This is a genomic window from Halobacillus sp. Cin3 (genome assembly GCF_947311855.1).
GTDB classification, from domain to species: domain Bacteria; phylum Bacillota; class Bacilli; order Bacillales; family Halobacillaceae; genus Halobacillus; species Halobacillus kuroshimensis.
In genome coordinates this window covers 1,195,286-1,215,780 of record NZ_CAMZMV010000001.1, presented here as the reverse complement: position 1 = coordinate 1,215,780, position 20,495 = coordinate 1,195,286, and the positions used below count along the sequence as shown (strand labels likewise).

At 45.0% G+C, this 20,495-nt stretch carries 21 protein-coding genes; 17 read left to right on the top strand and 4 right to left on the bottom strand.

All coding sequences use genetic code 11. The features are described 5' to 3' along the window. The first annotated feature begins 72 nt into the window (after positions 1 to 72). The 7 genes from QMA39_RS06530 to phoU all read left to right on the top strand — a co-directional run bounded on the left by QMA39_RS06530 (position 73) and on the right by phoU (position 8,208). Positions 73 to 1,308: an MFS transporter gene (locus QMA39_RS06530; RefSeq protein WP_281658248.1), complete on the top strand. Its 1,236-nt coding sequence runs from the start codon at positions 73 to 75 to the stop codon at positions 1,306 to 1,308. Between the two features lie 87 nt (positions 1,309 to 1,395). Continuing rightward, positions 1,396 to 3,555: a penicillin-binding protein 2 gene (locus tag QMA39_RS06525; protein ID WP_281658247.1), complete on the top strand. Its 2,160-nt coding sequence runs from the start codon at positions 1,396 to 1,398 to the stop codon at positions 3,553 to 3,555. A 212-nt stretch (positions 3,556 to 3,767) separates the two neighbouring features. Beyond that, positions 3,768 to 4,766 carry a PstS family phosphate ABC transporter substrate-binding protein gene (locus QMA39_RS06520; protein WP_027955388.1) on the top strand — a complete coding sequence of 333 codons (999 nt, stop codon included), beginning with the start codon at positions 3,768 to 3,770 and terminating at the stop codon, positions 4,764 to 4,766. 76 nt (positions 4,767 to 4,842) lie between these two features. Continuing rightward, on the top strand, positions 4,843 to 5,790 hold the full coding sequence (gene pstC, locus QMA39_RS06515) for a phosphate ABC transporter permease subunit PstC (RefSeq protein ID WP_035532038.1): 948 nt from the start codon (positions 4,843 to 4,845) through the stop codon (positions 5,788 to 5,790). Next, entirely contained in the window at positions 5,790 to 6,668 is an 879-nt protein-coding gene (gene pstA / locus QMA39_RS06510) for a phosphate ABC transporter permease PstA (protein WP_027955390.1), read from the top strand. Before pstC ends, pstA begins: the two co-directional genes overlap by 1 nt. Positions 6,669 to 6,690: 22 nt before the next feature. Beyond that, on the top strand, positions 6,691 to 7,533 hold the full coding sequence (pstB, locus tag QMA39_RS06505; protein WP_281658246.1) for a phosphate ABC transporter ATP-binding protein PstB: 843 nt from the start codon (positions 6,691 to 6,693) through the stop codon (positions 7,531 to 7,533). A gap of 18 nt (positions 7,534 to 7,551) precedes the next feature. After that, entirely contained in the window at positions 7,552 to 8,208 is a 657-nt protein-coding gene (gene phoU / locus QMA39_RS06500; protein WP_206935181.1) for a phosphate signaling complex protein PhoU, read from the top strand. Positions 8,209 to 8,311: 103 nt separating this feature from the next. Here phoU and QMA39_RS06495 read toward each other — a convergent pair whose 3' ends face one another. Further along, the gene (locus tag QMA39_RS06495) at positions 8,312 to 8,758 is read right to left on the bottom strand and encodes a hypothetical protein (RefSeq protein WP_027955392.1); all 447 of its coding nucleotides are present in this window, start codon (positions 8,756 to 8,758) and stop codon (positions 8,312 to 8,314) included. After that, on the bottom strand, positions 8,755 to 9,135 hold the full coding sequence (locus QMA39_RS06490) for a hypothetical protein (protein WP_206935179.1): 381 nt from the start codon (positions 9,133 to 9,135) through the stop codon (positions 8,755 to 8,757). Before QMA39_RS06490 ends, QMA39_RS06495 begins: the two co-directional genes overlap by 4 nt. A 176-nt stretch (positions 9,136 to 9,311) precedes the next feature. On the opposite strand from QMA39_RS06490, the gene rpmG reads away from it, so the two are divergent. From rpmG to QMA39_RS06475, 3 genes are all read left to right on the top strand, one after another. Then, positions 9,312 to 9,461 (top strand): 50S ribosomal protein L33, encoded by a 150-nt coding sequence (gene rpmG, locus QMA39_RS06485; RefSeq protein ID WP_027955394.1) that lies wholly within the window; start codon positions 9,312 to 9,314, stop codon positions 9,459 to 9,461. A 51-nt stretch (positions 9,462 to 9,512) separates the two neighbouring features. After that, positions 9,513 to 10,082, top strand: coding sequence for a 5-formyltetrahydrofolate cyclo-ligase (locus QMA39_RS06480; RefSeq protein ID WP_281658245.1), 570 nt, complete (start codon positions 9,513 to 9,515; stop codon positions 10,080 to 10,082). A 388-nt stretch (positions 10,083 to 10,470) separates the two neighbouring features. Then, a complete protein-coding gene (locus QMA39_RS06475; RefSeq protein ID WP_027955396.1) occupies positions 10,471 to 12,003 on the top strand; it encodes a rhomboid family intramembrane serine protease in 1,533 nt (510 codons plus the stop codon). Here QMA39_RS06475 and QMA39_RS06470 read toward each other — a convergent pair. Then, positions 11,997 to 12,854, bottom strand: coding sequence for a hypothetical protein (locus QMA39_RS06470; protein ID WP_027955397.1), 858 nt, complete (start codon positions 12,852 to 12,854; stop codon positions 11,997 to 11,999). The two genes, QMA39_RS06475 and QMA39_RS06470, sit on opposite strands and share 7 nt — an antisense overlap. A gap of 222 nt (positions 12,855 to 13,076) precedes the next feature. Between QMA39_RS06470 and QMA39_RS06465 the strand changes: the two genes are divergently transcribed. From QMA39_RS06465 to fetB, 6 genes are all read left to right on the top strand, one after another. Further along, the gene (locus tag QMA39_RS06465; protein WP_281658387.1) at positions 13,077 to 14,480 is read left to right on the top strand and encodes a spore germination protein; all 1,404 of its coding nucleotides are present in this window, start codon (positions 13,077 to 13,079) and stop codon (positions 14,478 to 14,480) included. 66 nt (positions 14,481 to 14,546) lie between these two features. Next, the gene (locus tag QMA39_RS06460) at positions 14,547 to 14,765 is read left to right on the top strand and encodes a YqgQ family protein (protein WP_027955399.1); all 219 of its coding nucleotides are present in this window, start codon (positions 14,547 to 14,549) and stop codon (positions 14,763 to 14,765) included. Beyond that, the gene (locus QMA39_RS06455; RefSeq protein WP_206935175.1) at positions 14,762 to 15,721 is read left to right on the top strand and encodes an ROK family glucokinase; all 960 of its coding nucleotides are present in this window, start codon (positions 14,762 to 14,764) and stop codon (positions 15,719 to 15,721) included. The genes QMA39_RS06460 and QMA39_RS06455 overlap by 4 nt, the downstream gene beginning before the upstream one ends. A gap of 284 nt (positions 15,722 to 16,005) precedes the next feature. Further along, complete coding sequence (locus QMA39_RS06450) at positions 16,006 to 17,874, top strand: LTA synthase family protein (protein WP_206935172.1); 1,869 nt, start codon at positions 16,006 to 16,008, stop codon at positions 17,872 to 17,874. Between the two features lie 104 nt (positions 17,875 to 17,978). Continuing rightward, positions 17,979 to 18,665, top strand: coding sequence for a phosphate ABC transporter ATP-binding protein (locus QMA39_RS06445; protein WP_206935170.1), 687 nt, complete (start codon positions 17,979 to 17,981; stop codon positions 18,663 to 18,665). 14 nt (positions 18,666 to 18,679) lie between these two features. Beyond that, the gene (gene fetB, locus QMA39_RS06440) at positions 18,680 to 19,468 is read left to right on the top strand and encodes an iron export ABC transporter permease subunit FetB (RefSeq protein WP_027955403.1); all 789 of its coding nucleotides are present in this window, start codon (positions 18,680 to 18,682) and stop codon (positions 19,466 to 19,468) included. Between the two features lie 39 nt (positions 19,469 to 19,507). On the opposite strand, the gene QMA39_RS06435 is transcribed toward fetB, so the two are convergent. Next, entirely contained in the window at positions 19,508 to 19,672 is a 165-nt protein-coding gene (locus QMA39_RS06435; protein ID WP_084163120.1) for a DUF2759 domain-containing protein, read from the bottom strand. Between the two features lie 160 nt (positions 19,673 to 19,832). Between QMA39_RS06435 and QMA39_RS06430 the strand changes: the two genes are divergently transcribed. Then, a complete protein-coding gene (locus QMA39_RS06430) occupies positions 19,833 to 20,456 on the top strand; it encodes an MBL fold metallo-hydrolase (RefSeq protein WP_084163121.1) in 624 nt (207 codons plus the stop codon). Positions 20,457 to 20,495: the final 39 nt, after the last annotated feature.

Below are 20,495 nucleotides of genomic sequence, written 5' to 3'. Positions count from 1 at the left end.
TCCGTCCCTCTCTTTTTGTATATCTCCATATGTTCTGAAAACACTAAAGGAGAACATAAAGGAGACATGCATATGATGAGTAAGCTGAGCACATGGCTGAGCCGCCAAAACGTTTCTAGAGATTTATTATTGTTACTTCTCATTGGAGGCTTGTACTCCCTCGGAATATTCTTATCCAGTACCTTTGTGAACATATACTTATGGAAGCAGTCCAACAGCTACACGGATATCGCTCTTTACAACCTCAGCATATACATTTTTCAGCCGCTTACCTTTATCGTTGCGGGACGGTGGGCAAAAAAGATGGACCGTGTCATTGTTCTGAGAACAGGAGTAACAGTCCTTTCGTTATTTTTCCTGACTGTGCTGGTTGTGGGGGAACGGGCAGCTTCCTTCAACTTGATGCTCGGTGCCCTGCTCGGAATCGGTTACGGTTTTTACTGGCTTGCTTATAACGTACTGACTTTTGAAATCACAGAGCCGGACACAAGGGATTTTTTTAACGGCTTTCTCGGTGTCCTGCAGTCGCTTGGCGGTATGACAGGACCTCTGTTGGCCGGCTTTATTATTTCACGTCTCAATAACTTTACAGGGTATACTGTGATTTTCAGTGCTTCGTTTGCCTTATTTATTGTAGCGGTACTCGTGAGTTTTGGGTTATCAAGAAGAAAAGCACGGGGGAATTTTTCTTTCCGGCGGATTATAACCGAGCGGAAACATAATGTAGACTGGAAACGTATTTTGAATGCTCATGTAGCCCAGGGGTTCAGAGAGGGGACTTTTTTGTTTGCTGTATCCATTTGGATTTTCCTGCTTACAAAAAATGAACTGTCTCTCGGAGTTTTTAATTTGGTCTATTCCGGTTTTTCATTTATGTTTTATTTTCTTGTCAGCAGATGGGTGAAACCGAAGCGGAGGAAAACATCGATCTTTATCTCAGGACTCTGCTTATATGTCAGTGTCGTCATCCTTCTATTCAGCAGCACGATGCCGCTGCTTTTATTGTACGCAGCTGTTGCCGGAGTCTTCTTTCCGTTGTTGTACGTACCATATGTGTCTCTCACCTATGATGTCATCGGGAGATCGTGGAATGCGGCCGAAATGCGGATCGAGTATATCGTAGTTCGGGAAATTTTTTTGAATATGGGAAGAGTTCTTTCCATCCTCGTCTTTTTAGGGGCCATTACATTTATTCCACCGGAAACGGGGATTCCTTACATTCTGCTCCTTGTCGGCGGAGGACACTTCCTGATTTACTTTTTCATTCGAGGTATTGATTCGAAGCCTCCCCGTGTCACACATAATTGAAACCAAACACCCATGAGCTTCTTCTATTCTTAAGACCTGAAAAAATGGTATAATAGCAGAAGGATTTTGAAAGAAGGAGAGGAGTTCATGGGGAAAAACAAACGACATAAAGATAATACACACCTTCCCTTTCGGTTGAACGTGGTGTTTTTTATTGTGTTCGTCTTATTTGCCGGGATCATTCTGCAGCTTGGTGTTATTCAAATATTAAACGGCGAAGAAGCACAGGATGAAATTGACCGCACCGAAAATACAACAACGACCATTTCTGTGCCGCGGGGTGAAATGTATGATCGTAATGGCCAGGTGATTGTTGATAATGAACCGTTATACTCGATTACGTATACACCACCCAAAGGGGTGCAGGCCGGGGACAAGCTGGAACTTGCTCAAGCATTGTCCTCTTATATAGATATGGACTATGAAAACCTGACAGATCGTGACTTGAAGGAATATTTCTATCTGCAGAATGAGCAGGAGGTTCGTGATCGTGTAGAAGATCAGGTGACAGAAGATATGGATAACGGTGATGTATATCAGCTTCAGCTGGACAGCATTACAGAAGAAGAGATCTCCGGCTACGATAATCAGACGAAAGAAGTCATCGCTGTGAAAAAGGAACTCGATCAGGCGTATTCCCTGGCGCCGCATGTAATTAAGAATTCAGATATTACAGAAGCAGAATATTCCGCGGTGGCAGAAAATCTGGCTAAGCTTCCCGGCGTGAATGTAACTTCAGACTGGGAACGTACATATCCTTATGAGTCCACATTCCGCAGTTACCTCGGAAGTATCACATCCAGTGAGCAGGGTCTCCCTAAGGATGATCTTGATTATTACATGTCTTTGGATTACAGCCGTAATGATCGTGTAGGTACAAGCGGACTTGAACAGGAATATGAGGATGTTCTCCGGGGGACGAAGGAAAAGGTCCAGTATGAAACGGACAGCAACAACACCGTGATCAATTCCAAAGTCATCCGTGAAGGACAGGCAGGAAAAGACCTTCAATTGACACTTGATATGGAGCTTCAGGAAGAAGTGAATAAAATCGTCCAGGAAGAGCTTCAGTCAGCAATCGTCAATGCGCCTTCTCTAAACCGTCATCTGGAGAATGCCATTGCTGTCGTTTCCAATCCGCAGACAGGAGAAATTCTGGCGATCAGCGGACAGACCTATAACCGCAGTCCGGAAGAAGGAGAGGACCGTTTCACAGATACCTCCCATCAGGCGTTATATAATGCCTATATGCCGGGGTCAACGGTTAAGGGAGCGACGGTTCTGACAGGCCTCCATGAGGGTGTCGTTACACCGAATACATGGATCAATGACAAACCTGTCACAATTGGTGGAGGTCCACCAAAAGGATCTTATACTTCAGGAATTGGATCTGTAAATGATATTGCTGCTCTGCAGCAATCTTCAAACGTATATATGTATTTCCTGGCTATGTATTTAGGTGGGGAAACCAGTAACCGATATGATATGAACAGTCTTCAGCTTGAAGATGGGACGTTAGACAAGTTTATTTATAATTTTGATCAATTTGGATTGGGTGTGCCTACTGGTATTGATTTTCCTTATGAGGCTTCAGGCGTCAAAGGAAACTTGACTCAACCCGGACAAATCCTCGACTTTTCCATCGGGCAGTTCAATACGTATACAGCAATGCAGTTGAATCAATACGTCTCGACGATTGCAAATGGCGGCGACCGTATTCGCCCAAGCCTGGTCAACAGTGTCCACGAACCATCCAGCAGCGATGGACTCGGTCCGGTTTATAAAGATTATACGCCGGAGGTGCTGAACCAGCTTGATATGGATTCGTCCTATATTGAGCGGGTACAGGAAGGGTTCAGGCAGGTGGCCCAGACGAGCGAAGGAACGGCGAGCTCAATATTCTCAAAGCAGCCCTATGCCCAGTATGATATGGCTGTGAAGACGGGAACGGCACAGGCGTCTAAAACTGTTTTCAGTGAAGATGGAGAGAGAACCACCTACGATGAGCTTCTGAACAAGACATTGGTCGGCTATGCTCCATCGGATAATCCGGAAATTGCCTTTTCCATCATCTCCCCTTACCTGGGAGAAGGGGCAACAAGTACGTTCAGCATCAGCAATAACATTGGTGCCCGGATCGGTGAGGCGTACTTCGAGTTGAAAAAAGCAAGGGAAAATGGAACCGCTGAAGAAGGACCGGATGAACAAGAGAATAACAATGGAGAAGATGCAGAAACTGAGGAGTGATACACAACGTATCGCTCCTTTTTTTATATAAAGACGGAGGGAATAACGTGAAAACAAGTCAATTCTCCATCTTTTTCGCTAAAAAACCTCAATTTACAAAAGCTTTACGTTTCATTCATATGTTATTAAAACTCCGTCGTTAGTATAGAAAATGTGAGTTGGCCAAGCGGCCGACGGCATTAAATATCCGTAAACAATAGGGGGAGAAAGAAATGAAAAACTTCAAGAGTTTAGCATTAATGCTCGCATTCATCCTTGTAGTAGGAGTGCTTGCAGCATGTGGTGGTTCCGAGGAAGGCAACACAGAAGAACAGGACAGCACAAGCGGTGAAGGTTCTGGAGAAGGAAGCTCCGAAGAAGTATCCGGCCCAATCGACATTGATGGTTCTTCAACTGTGTTCCCGATCATGGAAAACTTAACTTATTCCTATCAGCAGGAACAACCGGAAGTTGACGCGACATTGAACTCTTCTGGTTCCGGCGGTGGATTTAAAAAATCTACAGTTGGTGAAATTGATCTAAGTAACGCTTCCCGTGAGATCAAGGAAGAAGAAAAAGCAATTGCTGAAGAAAATGATGTTACTCTTGAGCCTATAGAGCTGGCTTACGATGGTCTTTCTGTAGTAGTGAGTGCTGAAAATGATTTCGCTGAAGAGCTTACAATCGATCAGCTTAAGCAGATTTTCCTTGATTCTTCTGACGCTCAAATGTGGTCTGACATTAACCCTGACTGGCCTGAAGAAGAAATCAAAATCTTCAGCCCTGGTCATGATTCCGGTACATTCGACTACTTCAACGAAATTGTTCTTGAAGAAGAACCGATGAAAGAAGGCGAAAACACAACTCTTTCTGAGGATGACAACGTTCTTGTACGTGGAATTAAAGACAATCCAAACGCTATCGGATTCTTTGGATATGCCTACTATGCTGAAAACCAGGACAGCCTGAAAGCTCTTGCCATTTCTGAAGGTGAAGGCGAAGCTGTTGAGCCGAATCCGGAAACAATCCAGGATGGTTCCTATACGCCGCTTTCCCGCCCGCTATTCACATATGTGAACGTGAATGCTTATAAAGAAAAAGCACAGGTTCGTGACTTTGTAGAGTACACGTTGAACAATGCTGGTAAAGCAGCTGAAGAAGTTGGTTATGTAGCTCTTCCAGACGAAAAATATCAAGAACAACTTGATACAGTTCAAGGCTGGGCAGAGTAAGTTACTTTAAAACCTAACGAGGAGGGTGAGGCTGAATCCAGTCTCACCTTGCCTTATGGATGAGAGGAGTTTAATGATGGACAAAGGTTTACAATCAGAGGGGAATATGATTGACGTCCAGCAGATGATTGAGAACAATAAGAAAAAGAAAACGGTCGGTGAAAGAATAGAGAAAATCATCCCGTTTTTCCTGTTACTTTGTGCAGCGGTAAGTGTTCTCACGACACTGGGAATTCTATTTACTTTATTAAGGGAATCCATCGGATTTTTCTCCGATGTTTCAATTGTTAATTTCTATACAGGTACAAACTGGTCTCCGTGGTCCGGCGAATATGGGGTTGCTCCGTTAATCGGTGGTACGCTGCTTGTTACGCTGATTGCAACACTTGTTGCAGTTCCACTTGGACTAATGGCAGCCATTTTCTTGAGTGAGTATGCGAATGATAAAGTTAGAAGGATCATCAAGCCTATCCTGGAAGTACTGGCTGGTATTCCTACAGTCGTCTACGGATATTTTGCTTTGACGTTCATCACTCCAATGTTTCAATCCATTATTCCTGATCTTGGAATTTTCAACGCTTTAAGCGCAGGGGTTGTCGTAGGAATTATGATTATTCCTATGGTTGCATCCCTTTCTGAAGATGCCATGAACTCTGTTCCGAATGCTCTACGCGAAGGTGCGTATGGACTGGGTGCTACGAAATTGGAAGTTGTATTTAAGGTTGTTCTTCCAGCCGCTCTTTCCGGAATCGTTGCGTCTATTGTACTTGCCATTTCCCGTGCGATTGGGGAAACAATGATTGTAACGATTGCGGCCGGCGCTACACCGAATCTTACTTTCAACCCGACGGAGTCCATCCAGACGATGACTGCCTTTATTGTACAGGCTGCAACAGGGGATACGACATTCGGATCCACGATCTATTACAGCCTTTATGCAGTAGGGATGACCTTATTTGTATTCACCTTGGTCATGAACCTGATTGCCCAGTACATTTCGCGTAAGTTCAGGGAGGAATATTAATGCTTGGACAGAATGAACAAAATATGAAGAAGCGCATGGAAGGCAGAGTAGCCGCGAATAAAATCTCCATGGTTTTATTCGGACTTGCTACAGCTGTCGGCCTGATCGTTCTAGTTTTACTGTTTTACCGTGTATTGACTCAAGGGGTTGGATACCTCAGCTTGGATTATATTTTGAACTTTCCTGCACCGTACCCGGAAGAGGCAGGGATATATGCCGGCTTGATCGGATCGATTTTCTTAATGATCATCGTTGCCGTGTTTGCCATCATTATTGGTGTGGCAACAGCCATTTATCTTGAAGAATACGCACCACAGAACCGCTTTACAGACTTTATTCGTGTGAATATCCAAAACCTTGCCGGCGTACCGTCGATTGTTTTTGGACTTCTGGGATTAACTTTCTTTGTCTATATGTTCAGCTTTGGGTACACCCTTCTTGCTGGTGGTTTAACCATGGCGCTTCTTATTCTTCCTGTCATCGTTGTGGCAGCGCAGGAAGCTGTACGGTCTGTACCGTCTGAGATCAAGGAAGCTTCCTATGGAATGGGAGCCTCCAAGTGGCAGACGATTGCCCGCGTTGTACTTCCAGCGGCAATTCCAGGAATATTGACAGGCGCGATCATTGCCTTGTCTCGGGCCATTGGGGAAACAGCTCCGTTGATTATTGTAGGAGCAGCAACAGCTATTTATACACTGCCGGATTCACTGCTTGCGAAGTATACAGTGATGCCGATTCAAATTTATAACTGGACGGGCAGACCACAGGAAGAGTGGCAGTATGTAGCCGGTGCGGGAATCATTATTCTACTGGCTGTCCTGCTTTTGATGAACTCGATCGCTGTCTTGATCCGGAACAAATATCAGAGACGCTTTTAATTAGGATGAGGAGGGTTTCATTATGAGTAAAGTAATGGAAGAGAAAACAAACGTGAGAAACGAACAGACAAAGAAACCTGAAGTGAAATCAGAGGTTAAAAAAGAGAAAACCAACAGCATCATCGAAGTGAATGATTTGAATCTATGGTACGGATCCGATCAGGCTCTTTATGAAGTAAGCATGGATATTCCACAGGAGCGGGTAACGGCTATAATCGGACCTTCAGGCTGTGGTAAATCCACGTTCCTAAAAACATTGAACCGTATGGTTGAAATGGTGCCGATTGTTAAAACATCAGGTTCTATTAAATATCGAGAACAGGATATCTTCAGCAGCAAATTCAAGGAAGAATACCTTCGTACAAAAGTAGGGATGGTTTTCCAAAAGCCGAACCCGTTCCCTAAGTCCATCTATGACAACGTTGCTTATGGTCCGCGTATTCACGGTGTGAAGAAGAAAGAAATTCTTGATCAGATTGTTGAAAAGAGTCTGAAAGGGGCAGCTATCTGGGATGAGTTGAAAGACCGTCTTCATGAAAATGCGTATGGATTGTCCGGTGGTCAGCAGCAGCGTGTATGTATCGCTCGTGCCCTCGCTGTAGAACCTGACGTCATTCTTATGGATGAGCCGACTTCAGCCTTAGACCCTATTTCTACAGCAAAAGTAGAGGAATTGGTTCAGGAACTGAAGGAGAAGTACAGCATTGTCATTGTCACACACAACATGCAGCAGGCAGCGCGTATTTCTGATAAAACGGCCTTCTTCCTAAATGGGGAGCTTATTGAATATGCCGATACAGATAACCTGTTCCAAAACCCTCAGGATAAGCGTACAGAGGATTATATTACAGGACGGTTCGGCTAATTCAGGAAGGGGGATTCTATGTCCATTCGTGTTCACTTTGAGGGAGAACTTGAAAGTATAAAAGAACAAATTAAAGATTTAGCTATCGATGCCAAGTATTCCCTTGATACAGCTATCCATCTGTTGTATCAGGGTGATGTAGAGGCGGCTGAAAAATTAATTGAAAATGATGCGGTAATTGATTCTAAAGAAGAAAAAATCAATGATGATGCTATTTTGATGCTTGCCAAGCAGCAGCCGGTTGCCCGCGATTTACGAAGAATCGTAACAGCTATTAAAATTTCTTCTGATTTGGAGCGGATGGCCGATCACTCTACAAACATTGCCAAGGCGACGATTCACCTTGGAAAGAATCATGGGATAGAGATTGATCCTGAACTGCGTGAAATGGCTATATTAGCTATGGATATGGTGGATTTAGCTGTAAAGGCCTTTGAATACGAAGATATTTCGCTGGCAAATAAGCTTGCTGAAATGGATGATGTCGTTGACCGGAAATGTGGGGATGTAGTGAAGCAGATGCTTGCATTTACAGCCATCAACCCCGAACAGGTACAGCATGTCATGCAGATGGCTTATATTGCAAGGTATATAGAACGTTATGCTGATCACATCACAAACATTGGTGAAAATATATTTTACCAGGTCAAAGGGAGAACGTATGATTTAAACTGATAAAAAGCGTCTGGATACCTACATCCAGACGCTTTTTTGTAGTAGCTGTAAAAAACTTAAGAAACCGTTAGAGCGTGAGCTCTAACGGTTTCTTTATAGACGTTTATTTTGAAGTAATGGCTCCGGCAATTTCCTCCAACGACATTGTTGACTTGACCGTAGCCTGGCCGATTTGAATGTACCGGCTGTAATCGCCATCTTCCATAAATGCAGTAAAATCATCCGCATCCTCAATAATGCCGGCATCCACTAATTTCCCGCCGATTTCGGGAGTTGTCGTCCCTTCGGCAATATCAATGGTATACGTTGTATCCCCGGAACTGGATGGTTCTGCTTTTTGGGTTGAGGGATTTTCTGCTTTTACCGCTGCCCATTCCTCATTGGAGAGTACCCGGTATCCGGACTGCTCCAGATCGTCCATCATATCCTGTTCACTCATAGATTCTGTAATCACTTCCGCTTCAGGGGATTCCGTATTCCAGTATGTTATTCCTAGAACAGCGGTTGATGTCAGTAATCCTATGGAAAAGGCCTGTATCCACTGCTTCATGATTGCACTCCCTGCTTCGGTCGATGGACCATGGCAAGAACCTCATCTTCACTCAAATTCGTCTGCTTCGCTATGTAATGGGTTTTATAACCCTTTTGATACATGGTAAGCACCGTATCTGCTGCATTCTGTGGTGTGGAAGGCCTGCTTGTTTGTTTTTGATTGTGCTGATCGACAATTTCCTGTGTTAAATCGCCAGCAAGCAATTCTTCTTCAAGGACTTTCATTTTTTTCTTCATTTGATAATCGTTCTGCATCATTGTCAGGTTCATCTGTTCCATTTGATTCTCCAACTGTTTGATGCGGTCTTTAGCAAAGAAGGAAAGAATGAAAAAAACAATAGCTGCGCCCGACAGCGCTGCAACTGCATAAAGCATAATATCACTCCTAAACGAATCCCTGTTTATTTATATCATACAAATCTCAGCATGGCTATGGGATATTCAGCCGTTTTTACTGGAATATTCACTTGAAAGAAGGGAAGGTTTTTGTTATTATGAGTAAGTCTGATAATGTGAATAAGTCAGTGATTAGATACCTAGGAGGAATGAACATGCGTGTAAACATTACACTTGCCTGCACTGAAACAGGTGACCGCAACTATATTAGCACTAAAAACAAACGTAAAAACCCTGAGCGCATCGAGCTTATGAAATACAGCCCGCGCGTTGGTAAGCACACACTTCACCGCGAAACAAAGTAAGCAGTAGGATTTATTCCTACTGTTTTTTTTATACATATCGGAGGTGACGGGATGGATAAAACAGCGTACCGCTTTAAAGGGAAAAGCATCCTTCATAACATATCATTAAGAGAGAAACAGTCCATTGAATCATCCATGTATCAGAGCTTGTTCTCCAGTGAAGAATGGAATAAAGCCAAGATTATCGGAGTCACTCTTTCGCAGGACCATGAATGGTCTACAGAGCCGATTATAGAAGAAGGCTGGAAAGCAGGGAAGACCATTGCGGCGCCCCGGTGTCTGCCTAAGGAAAAGCAGCTGGAATTTTATCAGCTGGACAGCTACAATCAGTTGGAGCGCGTTTACTTTGGCTTGAGGGAGCCAGTGCGCGATAAAGATTGGTTCGTTGAAAAAAATGCCATTGATCTGCTGCTTGTTCCCGGACTGCTGTTTGATTCCAAAGGGTACAGAATTGGTTATGGTGGTGGGTACTATGACCGTTTTATTGAAGGCTTCCGAGGGAAAACGATGATGATTGCTTCAGAAAAACAGCGGGAGGATATCCTTCCATTTGAGGACTATGATCAGCGTGTGGAATATGTACTCACAGAAAAAGGGATTCATTCCACCTATACTCTGTAATACAATGCTGGTTTAAAAATCAAAAGAAGCTTGTATAAGGGAAGGGAGCTGAACAGAAACTAGGCGTATCCAATCACAAATGAGGTGGCTTACATGCGTCTATTCTTTCGGTGGATCTTCATTATCGGGTCTTTGACTACAGCGTTATACAAGTATCGTTACCAAGCCCTGGATATAGTCACGAGATTTCCTGCCCTGCGCCGGATGCTTGTACGTTTTTCTATGAATATCCCTTGGGTGCGGCAGAAATTTCTATCCCAGATGTTTCGGGGGCACTCTTGAAGCGGTCAGGTTATCCTGGCCGTTTTTTATATTTACAGTCAGGTAGTGTGAATGGCTGTGCAGGTGGGAAGCGTGGTAATATGAAAGGTGCAGGGAGGGACCGCCATTGTTTATTGAACAGGAATATTACCTCTGGAAAATGGCTGACTATATGGTCCAGGTTCATCATTTCCAGGTACTCCATGTGAATACGAGTCATGGGGAGATATGGCTGGAGAAAAAAGTGAATAAAAAAAACCATGTGTTCAGGCTTTCTCATAAACAGCTGAATTGGAGAAATGAGCTGGCGAGGGAATTGGAAACCGGGTATCGGCAGCTCAATCAAAACCGGTCTCTTTTTCGCGGAGGGAAGCTTGAGTTTCACATGGTATTCGTATCTGAACATCCTCCTGTTGACGAGTGGGAAGATACTGTAAAGGATTATAAAGGTCGAAAAATCCCATTGCATTTGTATTATATGAATGATGAAAACAAGGAACAGGCACTGGCCGATCTTTTTCAACCATTAGACATCGATAAGCCTGTAATCGACCGAAGTATGGGGGCAGAGGAAATGGAAGCCTCCCTTCCTTATATGAAGCATCAGCTCGTGAAGAAACAGAGAGAACAAAGAGAGGCTGCAGCTTCCATTTTTGATTACGGTCGTCCCCGATTGACCTATGTTCTGTTAGCCGTAAACATTTTGGTCTTTCTTTATCTGGAGATGATCGGAAGCACAACCTCCGTTGAAACGTTGATTTCCTATGGTGCCAAATATAACCCGGCTATTATGGATGGAGAATGGTGGCGGATCTTTACGTCGACCTTCCTTCATATTGGCTTCATCCACCTCTTTATGAACATGCTGGCCTTGTATTATTTAGGTTCTGCAGTAGAGAGGATTTACGGCACGGTGCGTTTTGCCGTCATCTATTTTGCCGCCGGCCTGTTCGGAGGCATGGCAAGCTTCATGATGAATCCTTCGGTCGCTGCCGGGGCATCGGGAGCTATCTTTGGGTTGTTTGGGGCACTATTGTTTTTCGGTGTTCAGTACAAGCAGCTGTTCCTCCGGACGATGGGGTATAACCTTATCGTAATTATTGGGATCAATATTGCTTTTGGTGTGATGGTTCCCCAAGTGGATAACGGCGCCCATATTGGTGGATTAATCGGAGGTTTTACAGCTTCTGCAATGGTCCATATGCCTGCGCATTCCATGAAAAAATGGCAGCCCGCTGCTGCGCTGCTTTATATTGGAGCCATGGCAGCTATGGTATATCTTGGTATCACAGGCGTATTTAATGGGGAGCAGGCCAGGGTGGTTGTTGAGGAAGTAAGTGAGTTGAACGAACAGCAGTCCTACGGGGAAGTAATCCAACGAACCACCCAGGCTCTTGAGGACCCGCAGGGCTATGAGGCGCAACTCCTTTTCCACAGGTCCTTTGCCTATCTGCAGTCTGGGGAGTCGTCAGAAGCTAAAGACGACCTTGAGCAGGTCATATCCATTGCGCCGGATCTGGCAGAAGCCCACTACAACCTTGCCCTTCTGCTTCAGCAGGATGGTGAATTGGAAAAAGCGGCTGAACGGGCGTCCACAGCCGCTGAATTAAATCCGGACAACACGAACTTCCAACAGCTGAATAAAGAATTAGCTCAATAATATTGAATGAGCTGATGCTTTTTCCCTGTATCATCTTCGTATAATACAATTAAATGCTTCCCATTCTTGTCAAACAGAATCAGGGGAATGTAACTTTGAATCGGATGCGATGATTTTGTATCGCTTATACCCAGCACATAATTTTTATACAGCCCTTCCCATAGTTGTCCTTTGATGCGTTCAGAATCAGCTTCATTTGTCCCGGGGAAGGGCTTGTTGTTGTAATCAGCAAGTTCTGTAAGAGCGACCGCTGTATATTTATCCCGTGGAATTTGATAATGGGTGATAAGCTCCTGCCACTGGGCTTCAATCTGTTGTTGAATAGAATGATCAAGCCTTTGTTTCCATTCCTTCTCCTCCTCGGTTCCCGGCTGCTTAAAAGCGGTTCGGAGCGAGTGGGGGGAATCGATGACGTACAGTTCATCCTTGGAGGTGGCCTGCATACTCTTAATTTCATTTTCACCTTCATGTACCTCTCCGTGGTGAAAGGAAACCGCCTGATATTTTTGACTGTCTTCGCCATGGAGCGACGTCTCTTTTTCAATGACGTCTGCATTCTCCTTCCACTTCGATACAACCCCTTTCAATCTTCCATTCACGTAAAGCAGGGAAACGTCCTGCCTTAAATACACAGGATTTTCACTTTTGGAAGCTACCTTCCAGGATACTTTGTATTCATCCTCGTCTTCCTCAGCGTCGTAGTCAAGGGCGGTTCCAAATGATTCGAATGTTTCCGATTGATCGATAGGGAAATATTTGATGACGGGCTGCTCTCCAGTCTGGGTAAATAATGCCAGGGCGACTGCCAGAGTCAGCAGGCCCAGCACCCAGTAGATCCACACTTTTTTCATTCGACTCTCTCCTTGGCCTGTCACAATCTTGAATTAGTAAAGGATATGTATTGAAAAAGCAGGACATGCCTCTGACCTGGAACTTCTACATGAACCTTTACGCATGAAATCGGGGGTTTGTAGGAAAATAAAAGATAGCACAGGAGAGTGTAAGGAGGCAGGCGCGTGGAAGAACAAAAGGAGCAGCGATTGTTTGACAGTTATGAAGAAAACGTAGCGTATATGAGAAAACGCCTCGGCGTGGATGAAAGCTTTGATATGGTTCATCTTGACCTGGTTTATGCCGGCCGGGGGATGTCCTTGTTCTTTATCGATGGTTTTGTGAAGGATGATATTCTTCACTATTTAATGAAGCTATTGTCCCGTCTGGAGCCAGAGCAGCTCGATCCCGATCCTTTAGATAAATTATTGAAAACCCATCTTCCCTACGTAGAACTGGGGCAGGAAAAAGATATGAATCAGGCGGCCAATCTCGTTCTGGGAGGGCCGACAGCCCTTCTTGTAGAAGGGGTCGACGAGATCATTATCATCGATGCCCGGACCTACCCCGTACGCGGGCCGCAGGAACCAGATCTGGAGAGGGTTGTCCGTGGCTCCAGGGACGGCTTTGTAGAAACGATTATTTTTAACACCGCCCTGACTAGAAGGCGTGTGAGGGACCGGTCCTTACGAATGGAGTATCTGCAGGTCGGGAGAAGGTCGCTGACAGATGTTTGTATCTGTTACATCAAGGATATTGCCGATACAGATCGAGTGGACCATTTGAAAAGGGTGCTGCAGGAAATTGATACAGACGCTCTTCCTATGGCGGAAAAGACGATCGAAGAATATATCAGTGGGCAGCATTGGAATCCCTACCCGGTCATTCGTTACACAGAGCGGCCGGATACAGCGGCCGCTCACTTGTATGAGGGACATATTCTTGTCATTATTGATGGATCTCCAAGTGTCATGATTACTCCGGCAACGTTCTGGCACCATATGCAGCATGCGGAGGAATACAGGCAGAAACCATTGGTGGGGGCTTATTTACGGTGGGTCCGCTATTTTGCGTTTTTTGCATCTATTTTTGTTCTGCCCCTGTACTTCTTATTTTCAAAAAATCCAGACCTGCTGCCGGAATCCCTTTCTTATATCGGTCCGACAGAAGCGGGAACCATCCCATTACTTGTGCAGTTCCTTTTTGCTGAGATTGGAATAGATATGCTGCGGATGGCCGCCATCCACACCCCGTCTTCTCTTGGGACAGCTCTGGGGCTCGTGGCTGCCATATTAATCGGGCAGGTCGCCGTGGAAGTCGGGCTCTTTTCAAGTGAGGTCGTGCTGTATCTCGCTCTTGCTGCGGTGGGAACATTTGCTACGCCAAGTTATGAGGTCGGCCTGGCGGACCGCCTTTCCAGGCTCGCGCTTCTTTTGGCTGTGGGACTTTTCGGCCTTAAAGGGTATGTGATCGGGATTACGTTCTGGCTGATCTACCTGACGCGGATGCAGACGTTTAAAACGCCGTATCTCTGGCCGTTTATGCCGTTTTCCTGGAAGCCCTTAAGAGATGTGCTGCTGCGTTCTCCCATTCCATTGAAAAACAGACGACCGGCATTTCTTCATCCGAAAGACCCTGACCGCTGACGGCCGGGGTTTTTCTTCATTTTCAATCGGACCGACTCTTGCTATAATAGGAACTGGTGATAAAATATGAAAACGATTTACGATGTTCAGCAGTTTTTAAAAAAATTTGGAACGATCATATATATTGGTGATCGGACAGCTGATTTAGAAATGATGGAAGATGAGATCCGGGAGCTCTATCAATCCCAGTGTATGACAACAGAAGATTTTCAGATGGCTTTATTGCTGCTCCGCAGTGAAATTGCCCGGGAGAGAGACCGGCAGGAGGGGGACAATAGACGATGAGCGGACACGTGTACATAGGTGCTGATATCGGCGGTACAACGATTAAGCTTGCTTTCATTAATGAAGAAGGACAAATTATGAAAAAGTGGGAAGTTCCGACGAATACAGATGACAAAGGGGCGGCCATTCCTGATGACATTGCCGAAGCCATTGAGCAGGTCCGGGCGGAGCTGGGCATCAATCCGTCACAAATTATGGGGATCGGGGCAGGAGCTCCTGGATTTGTGGAAACTTCAACCGGTTATATTCATGAGGCTGTAAACATAGGCTGGAAAGATTTTGACTTTGGCCAAATTTTAAGTGGACTGACCGGCTATGACGTTTGGGTCGATAATGATGCCAACCTTGCAGCACTCGGAGAGAACTGGCTCGGAGCAGGGCGCGGATGTAAAGAACTCATTGCGGTTACGCTTGGAACTGGAGTAGGCGGAGGTGTGATCGCCAACGGCAGTGTATTGAATGGAGCGAATGGCACAGCAGCAGAACTCGGCCACGTGACGGTCATCCCGGAAGGTGGGGCCCCTTGTAATTGTGGGAAGACCGGATGTCTGGAAACAGAGGCGTCAGCTACAGGGATTGTTAGAAAGGCGAAAGTGGCAGCGGAGAACTATGAGGACTCTGCTCTTCATTCCCTTATTCAATCCAATGAGCTTACAGCTAAAGATGTCTTCCAAGCTGCTGCGGAGGGAGACGAAGCGGCATCGGTTGTTCTTCATCAGGTAACCGATGTGCTTGGTATGGCGATTGCCAACATGGCGATCGTTATCAACCCTGAGAAAATTGTCATCGGCGGAGGGGTTTCGCAGGCTGGTGATCAACTGCTGAATCCCTTGAAGACGGCATACCGTAAATATGCTCTCTCCAGAACGGCGGAAGCGTCCACTTTTGAATTTGCAGAACTTGGAAATGATGCCGGGGTTATCGGCGGAGCCTATCTTGTGAAGAAGAACAAATGAAAAAAGCTGGAGCCTTGTCGGCTCCAGTTTTTTTGTGGGGATTCGGTTCATATAAAACATTCTTCATTCTGGAGGAGAGATCCATTATGATGGAATAGGCAGATGGACCTTATTAAAACTGGTAAAATCAGGGTAATAAAATTTGAAACTTTTATGGTACAATAGACGTCATATATAAAGTGACGGTTTAATATTGATAATAAGTGGAAAATGTAAAGTTAAATAATGGCTATGGTTAAAAAATGTAAAGATATGGCCATAGATGTACTAGAGGAGGAACCACCATGCAATTGAGAAATATTCGCATGCCTTTATTTATGATTGCTACGGTTTTGTTTGGTATTAAAACATACGTCGTTTACCGATTTATGTTCGATCTATCGATTGAAAACCCAATGCAGGAATTGATCCTGCTGTTTAATCCTATTGCGAGTGCCTATTTGATTTTCGCCATCAGTGTATGGATGAAACCAAAGAATCAACGGAAATACTTACGGTGGACCGTGCTTCTCGGTTCTTTTATTTTGTTCGTGAACTTGATCTTCTATCGGAATTTCACAGATTTCATTACCATTCCTGTATTGTTCCAGGGGAATAATGCAGCGGACTTAACAGGGAGTTTTCTTACGCTTCTGCATATCGAAGATGTTTTCATTTTTGCCGATGCAGCCATCGTCTGGTACTTGAGCAGACAGAGGTTTGATTTGACTGTAAAGCTTCCTAAGCGTGGGAAGATCGCTGCAACGGCCGTCACTTTTCTACTGCTGGCCGGCAATGTCGTCCTTGCTGAAATTGAGCGTCCGATGCTGTTTGTACGTGCGTTTGACCGCGAGTATCTCGTCAAAAACATAGGCATCTTTAACTATCACGTGTATGATGCGACCATGCAGACAAAAACGAGAGCGCAGAGAGTATTCGCTGATGGTAGTGAAATCAGTGAAATCGAGACCTATCTTCAAGAGAAATCACCGGATGAAGCTGATAAGGATGCTGAATTGTACGGGATCGCTGAAGATAAAAATGTGATTTTCGTCAGTGTGGAATCTTTCCAGCACTTTTTATATGATTCAGAAATCAATGGAGTAGAGACCACACCTTTCCTGAACGAATTGAAGGAAAGCAGTGATACGGTTACGTTTGAAAACTTCTATCATCAGACTGCCCAAGGGAAAACGTCTGACTCAGAGTTTATCGTTGAAAATTCGTTGTACCCTCTTGGCAGGGGAGCGGTGTACTTCACCCATGCCGGGAATGAGTACCATGCGCTTCCTGAAATCCTCAACAATGAAGGATATGAAACATCCGTTTTCCATGCTAACAATGGAAGCTTCTGGAACAGGGATGTGATGTATGACAATATCGGATACGATGAGTTCCACGATGAACAGTCCTTCGAAGTGACACCGGAAAATTCCTTTGGATGGGGACTTGAGGATAAGGCGTTTTTCGAGCAGTCGATTGATTATTTGAAAGATCAGGAGCAGCCGTTTTACAGCAAGTTTATTACGCTGACCCACCATTTCCCTTTCGAACTGCCGGAAGAAAAGGCGCATATCGACAAATACGATTCCAATTCCAATACGTTGAATGCATACTTCCAGACCGCAAAGTACACAGATGAAGCACTTGAACAGTTTTTCCAACAGCTGAAGGATGCAGATCTTTATGAGGATTCCATTATTGTTATGATGGGTGACCACTACGGCATTAGTGATTTTCATAATAAAGCGATGAGTCAGTTCCTTGGAGAAGAAGTAGATCCATTCGTTCAAACACAGCTGCAGCGTGTCCCGTTCATGATCCATATTCCAGGGTATGAAAATGGGGGCGTGGAGGATAAGGTCGTCGGGCAGATTGATGTGAAACCGACGCTGCTGCATCTCCTGGGGGTTGATTCCGGAGGGGATATGACCTTTGGTGACAACATGTTTTCTGAGAAGAAAAAAGATTTCATCGCCCTCCGAGATGGAAGTTTTGTGACGGAAGAGTATGTCTATACCAGTGAGACATGCTATGACAGGAAAACCGGGGAACCGCTGGAAGAAGGGCTGATGGAAGCCTGTGAACCTGTGAAGCAGGAAGTGGACCAGGAGTTGAACTACTCTGATAACATTATTTACGGAGATTTATTCCGGTTCTATGATTTTAAATAATAAGAAAAGCCTGTACAGTGAACTGTGCAGGCTTTTTTTCTGCTGCATAAATGTTTCTTCGGAAGGGTAAAGATAGGCAGATAGATGAAAAAGGGGGAAGGGCTGTGTTTCGTTTTGAACACGTCAGCCAGCAGCCGCTGGAGGATTTGAACTTTACAATTGAAAAAAAAGACCAAGTCATTTTATTCGGCCCATCAGGAGCTGGAAAAAGCACGCTGTTATTTTTATTGAATCGACTGAATGATCCCGAGAAGGGGACCATCTATTTTAAAGATGCGCCTATCTCTGAACATCCTGTAACAGAATTAAGAAAAAAGGTGGGGCTGGTCCTGCAGGCTCCGAATTTGTTTCCCGGAACGGTTCTGGACAATTTGAAATATGGTCCAAGCCTTTTTGGTGAGTGGCAGGAAGAGGACGGCAGGAGGCTCCTGGATTATGTGCAGCTGCCATCCAGCTATTTGGAAAGGAATGTCGATCAGCTGTCCGGAGGAGAAAAGCAGCGGGTCTCTCTGGCAAGGACACTTGCGAATTCACCGGATGTCCTGCTCCTCGACGAACCAACAAGTGCACTGGATTACCGGACGGCTGAAGAAATCGAAGAAGTGTTGGAAGGGCTCATACAGGAACATGAACTGACGATGGTGATGGTTACCCATAATTTGAATCAGGCCCGGCGGCTTGGAACGCGCGGCCTTTTTGTTGCTGATGGAAAGCTTCAAGAGGATGGAACCATCCCGGAAATGTTGGAGAACCCGGAAACGGAACGACTTCGTGAATTTTTGGAACAGTAAGGATGTGGTGAAGGTTGGCTCCTGAAATATCAAATCAGTCATTATTATTTTTAGTAATCTTTGTCATCGTCCCGCTTGCTTTGTCTTATTTTTATCAGCTTGGAGTCAGTAAAAGTGTATTGTGGTCAACATTCAGAGGGACTGTGCAGTTGTTTGCCATCGGCTACATCCTAACCTTTCTATTTGAACTCCCGGCCTCTTATGGTATTCCTTTTATGCTCTCGGTCATGATCATTATCGCTACTTTTCATGCCAGACAACGGGGAAAAGAGCTGCCTTATGTCGGCTATGTCTTATTTGCCGGTCTGGTTGCGATTGAGGCAGGAGTGCTCGGTCTCTGGCTGATTTTTGACATGATCCAGTTCAAGCCCTCAGAAGTCATCCCGATGAGTGGGATGGTCATTGGGAACAGTATGACAGCCATGGGACTGGCTCTTGAAAGGATGAAGAGTGAGTTCAAGGAAAATAATGGTCGGCTGCTGGCGGCTTTATCACTCGGAGCGGAGCCGAAGCAGGCCTCGCACTTAATCGTACAAAAAACACTGCATGCTTCATTAATCCCAAACGTAGACCGGTTGAAGACCATTGGTCTTGTGCAGCTTCCCGGAATGATGACGGGTTTGATACTCGGAGGTGTATCTCCGGTCATGGCGATTAAATATCAGCTTGTGATTTCCCTGAGTATCTTTTCTTCTGTATCCTTGAGCTCTATGTTTATTACGCTCGCTATGTATAGGTATTTCTTTAATAGGGAGAAGCAGCTCCTCCAGTCGGAAGAGGAAATCCGCAGTTCCAGATCCTAAAAAAAGCAGGCTCTTCATCAGAAGAGCCTGCTTTTTCATTTAAGCAAAGAGATTGTACCAGATTGTCATGACAGAGAACCAGCCAAAAACTAAAGCTGATGCCCCTGCAAAAAGGACAGCGAAAAAGTTTTTTGTTTTCAGTTCGCGGAAAATTGCAAAAACACAAAGAATTGTAACAAGTAATAGAAGAATAGCTGTTACCAAATTCAGCACCTCCCGGCTCACTTTTCTTTATTATCATCCCAAAACCATGGATGTTATACTATATGTAACGAACGTTGATACTCATATATTTTATAGTATTATAAGGAAAATGTCGAGTTATCTCTCCGTATTTTCTGAAAATCAAAAAGAGGTGGATCCTATGATGAAAATTTCCCGTCTTCCCTTAGGACCGGTATCCACAAACGCTTACATTATTCATGAGAATAAAAAAGCGCTGGTTATCGATCCCGGCGGTGATTACAAAAAGCTGGAAAGTTATCTCCAGGAAAGAGAACTGGACGTGAAAGCGGTCCTTCTTACTCATGCGCATTTCGACCATATCGGTGCCGTTGATGAGGTGAGGGAGGCATATGGTGCTCCTGTTTACATACACGAAAACGAAGCCGGGTGGCTCGGAGATCCTGAAAAAAATGGTTCTCAGCTGTTTGGGCTTGGCCGGATCACAGCGGCTCCAGCGGATGAGTTCCTTAAGGAAGGACCGATGGAACTGGAAGGCTTTCCGTTTGAAGTGCGTTTTACTCCCGGTCATTCACCCGGCAGCGTGTCCTTTGTGTTTAGAAATCAAAGGTTTACCATCGCGGGTGATACTCTCTTCCAGCGCGGCATTGGGAGAACGGATCTTCCTGGTGGAAGCCGGGAGGTGCTGGAGGACAGCATCCGGACGCAGTTGTTTTCGCTGCGGGCGGATATGCGGATTTTCCCCGGACATGGACAACCGACAACAGTGGGCGAAGAGATGGAAGAAAATCCTTTCCTGAACTAAAAAAAAGCTGTTATCCATTGAACTGGATAACAGCTTTTT

Coding starts and splice junctions, on each gene's coding strand:
- QMA39_RS06530 (WP_281658248.1), top strand. CDS start 73: ATGATGAGTAAGCTGAGCACATGGCTGAGCCGCCAAAACGTTTCTAGA.
- QMA39_RS06525 (WP_281658247.1), top strand. CDS start 1,396: ATGGGGAAAAACAAACGACATAAAGATAATACACACCTTCCCTTTCGG.
- QMA39_RS06520 (WP_027955388.1), top strand. CDS start 3,768: ATGAAAAACTTCAAGAGTTTAGCATTAATGCTCGCATTCATCCTTGTA.
- pstC (WP_035532038.1), top strand. CDS start 4,843: ATGGACAAAGGTTTACAATCAGAGGGGAATATGATTGACGTCCAGCAG.
- pstA (WP_027955390.1), top strand. CDS start 5,790: ATGCTTGGACAGAATGAACAAAATATGAAGAAGCGCATGGAAGGCAGA.
- pstB (WP_281658246.1), top strand. CDS start 6,691: ATGAGTAAAGTAATGGAAGAGAAAACAAACGTGAGAAACGAACAGACA.
- phoU (WP_206935181.1), top strand. CDS start 7,552: ATGTCCATTCGTGTTCACTTTGAGGGAGAACTTGAAAGTATAAAAGAA.
- QMA39_RS06495 (WP_027955392.1), bottom strand. CDS start 8,758: ATGAAGCAGTGGATACAGGCCTTTTCCATAGGATTACTGACATCAACC.
- QMA39_RS06490 (WP_206935179.1), bottom strand. CDS start 9,135: ATGCTTTATGCAGTTGCAGCGCTGTCGGGCGCAGCTATTGTTTTTTTC.
- rpmG (WP_027955394.1), top strand. CDS start 9,312: ATGCGTGTAAACATTACACTTGCCTGCACTGAAACAGGTGACCGCAAC.
- QMA39_RS06480 (WP_281658245.1), top strand. CDS start 9,513: ATGGATAAAACAGCGTACCGCTTTAAAGGGAAAAGCATCCTTCATAAC.
- QMA39_RS06470 (WP_027955397.1), bottom strand. CDS start 12,854: ATGAAAAAAGTGTGGATCTACTGGGTGCTGGGCCTGCTGACTCTGGCA.
- QMA39_RS06465 (WP_281658387.1), top strand. CDS start 13,077: ATGAGAAAACGCCTCGGCGTGGATGAAAGCTTTGATATGGTTCATCTT.
- QMA39_RS06460 (WP_027955399.1), top strand. CDS start 14,547: ATGAAAACGATTTACGATGTTCAGCAGTTTTTAAAAAAATTTGGAACG.
- QMA39_RS06455 (WP_206935175.1), top strand. CDS start 14,762: ATGAGCGGACACGTGTACATAGGTGCTGATATCGGCGGTACAACGATT.
- QMA39_RS06450 (WP_206935172.1), top strand. CDS start 16,006: ATGCAATTGAGAAATATTCGCATGCCTTTATTTATGATTGCTACGGTT.
- QMA39_RS06430 (WP_084163121.1), top strand. CDS start 19,833: ATGATGAAAATTTCCCGTCTTCCCTTAGGACCGGTATCCACAAACGCT.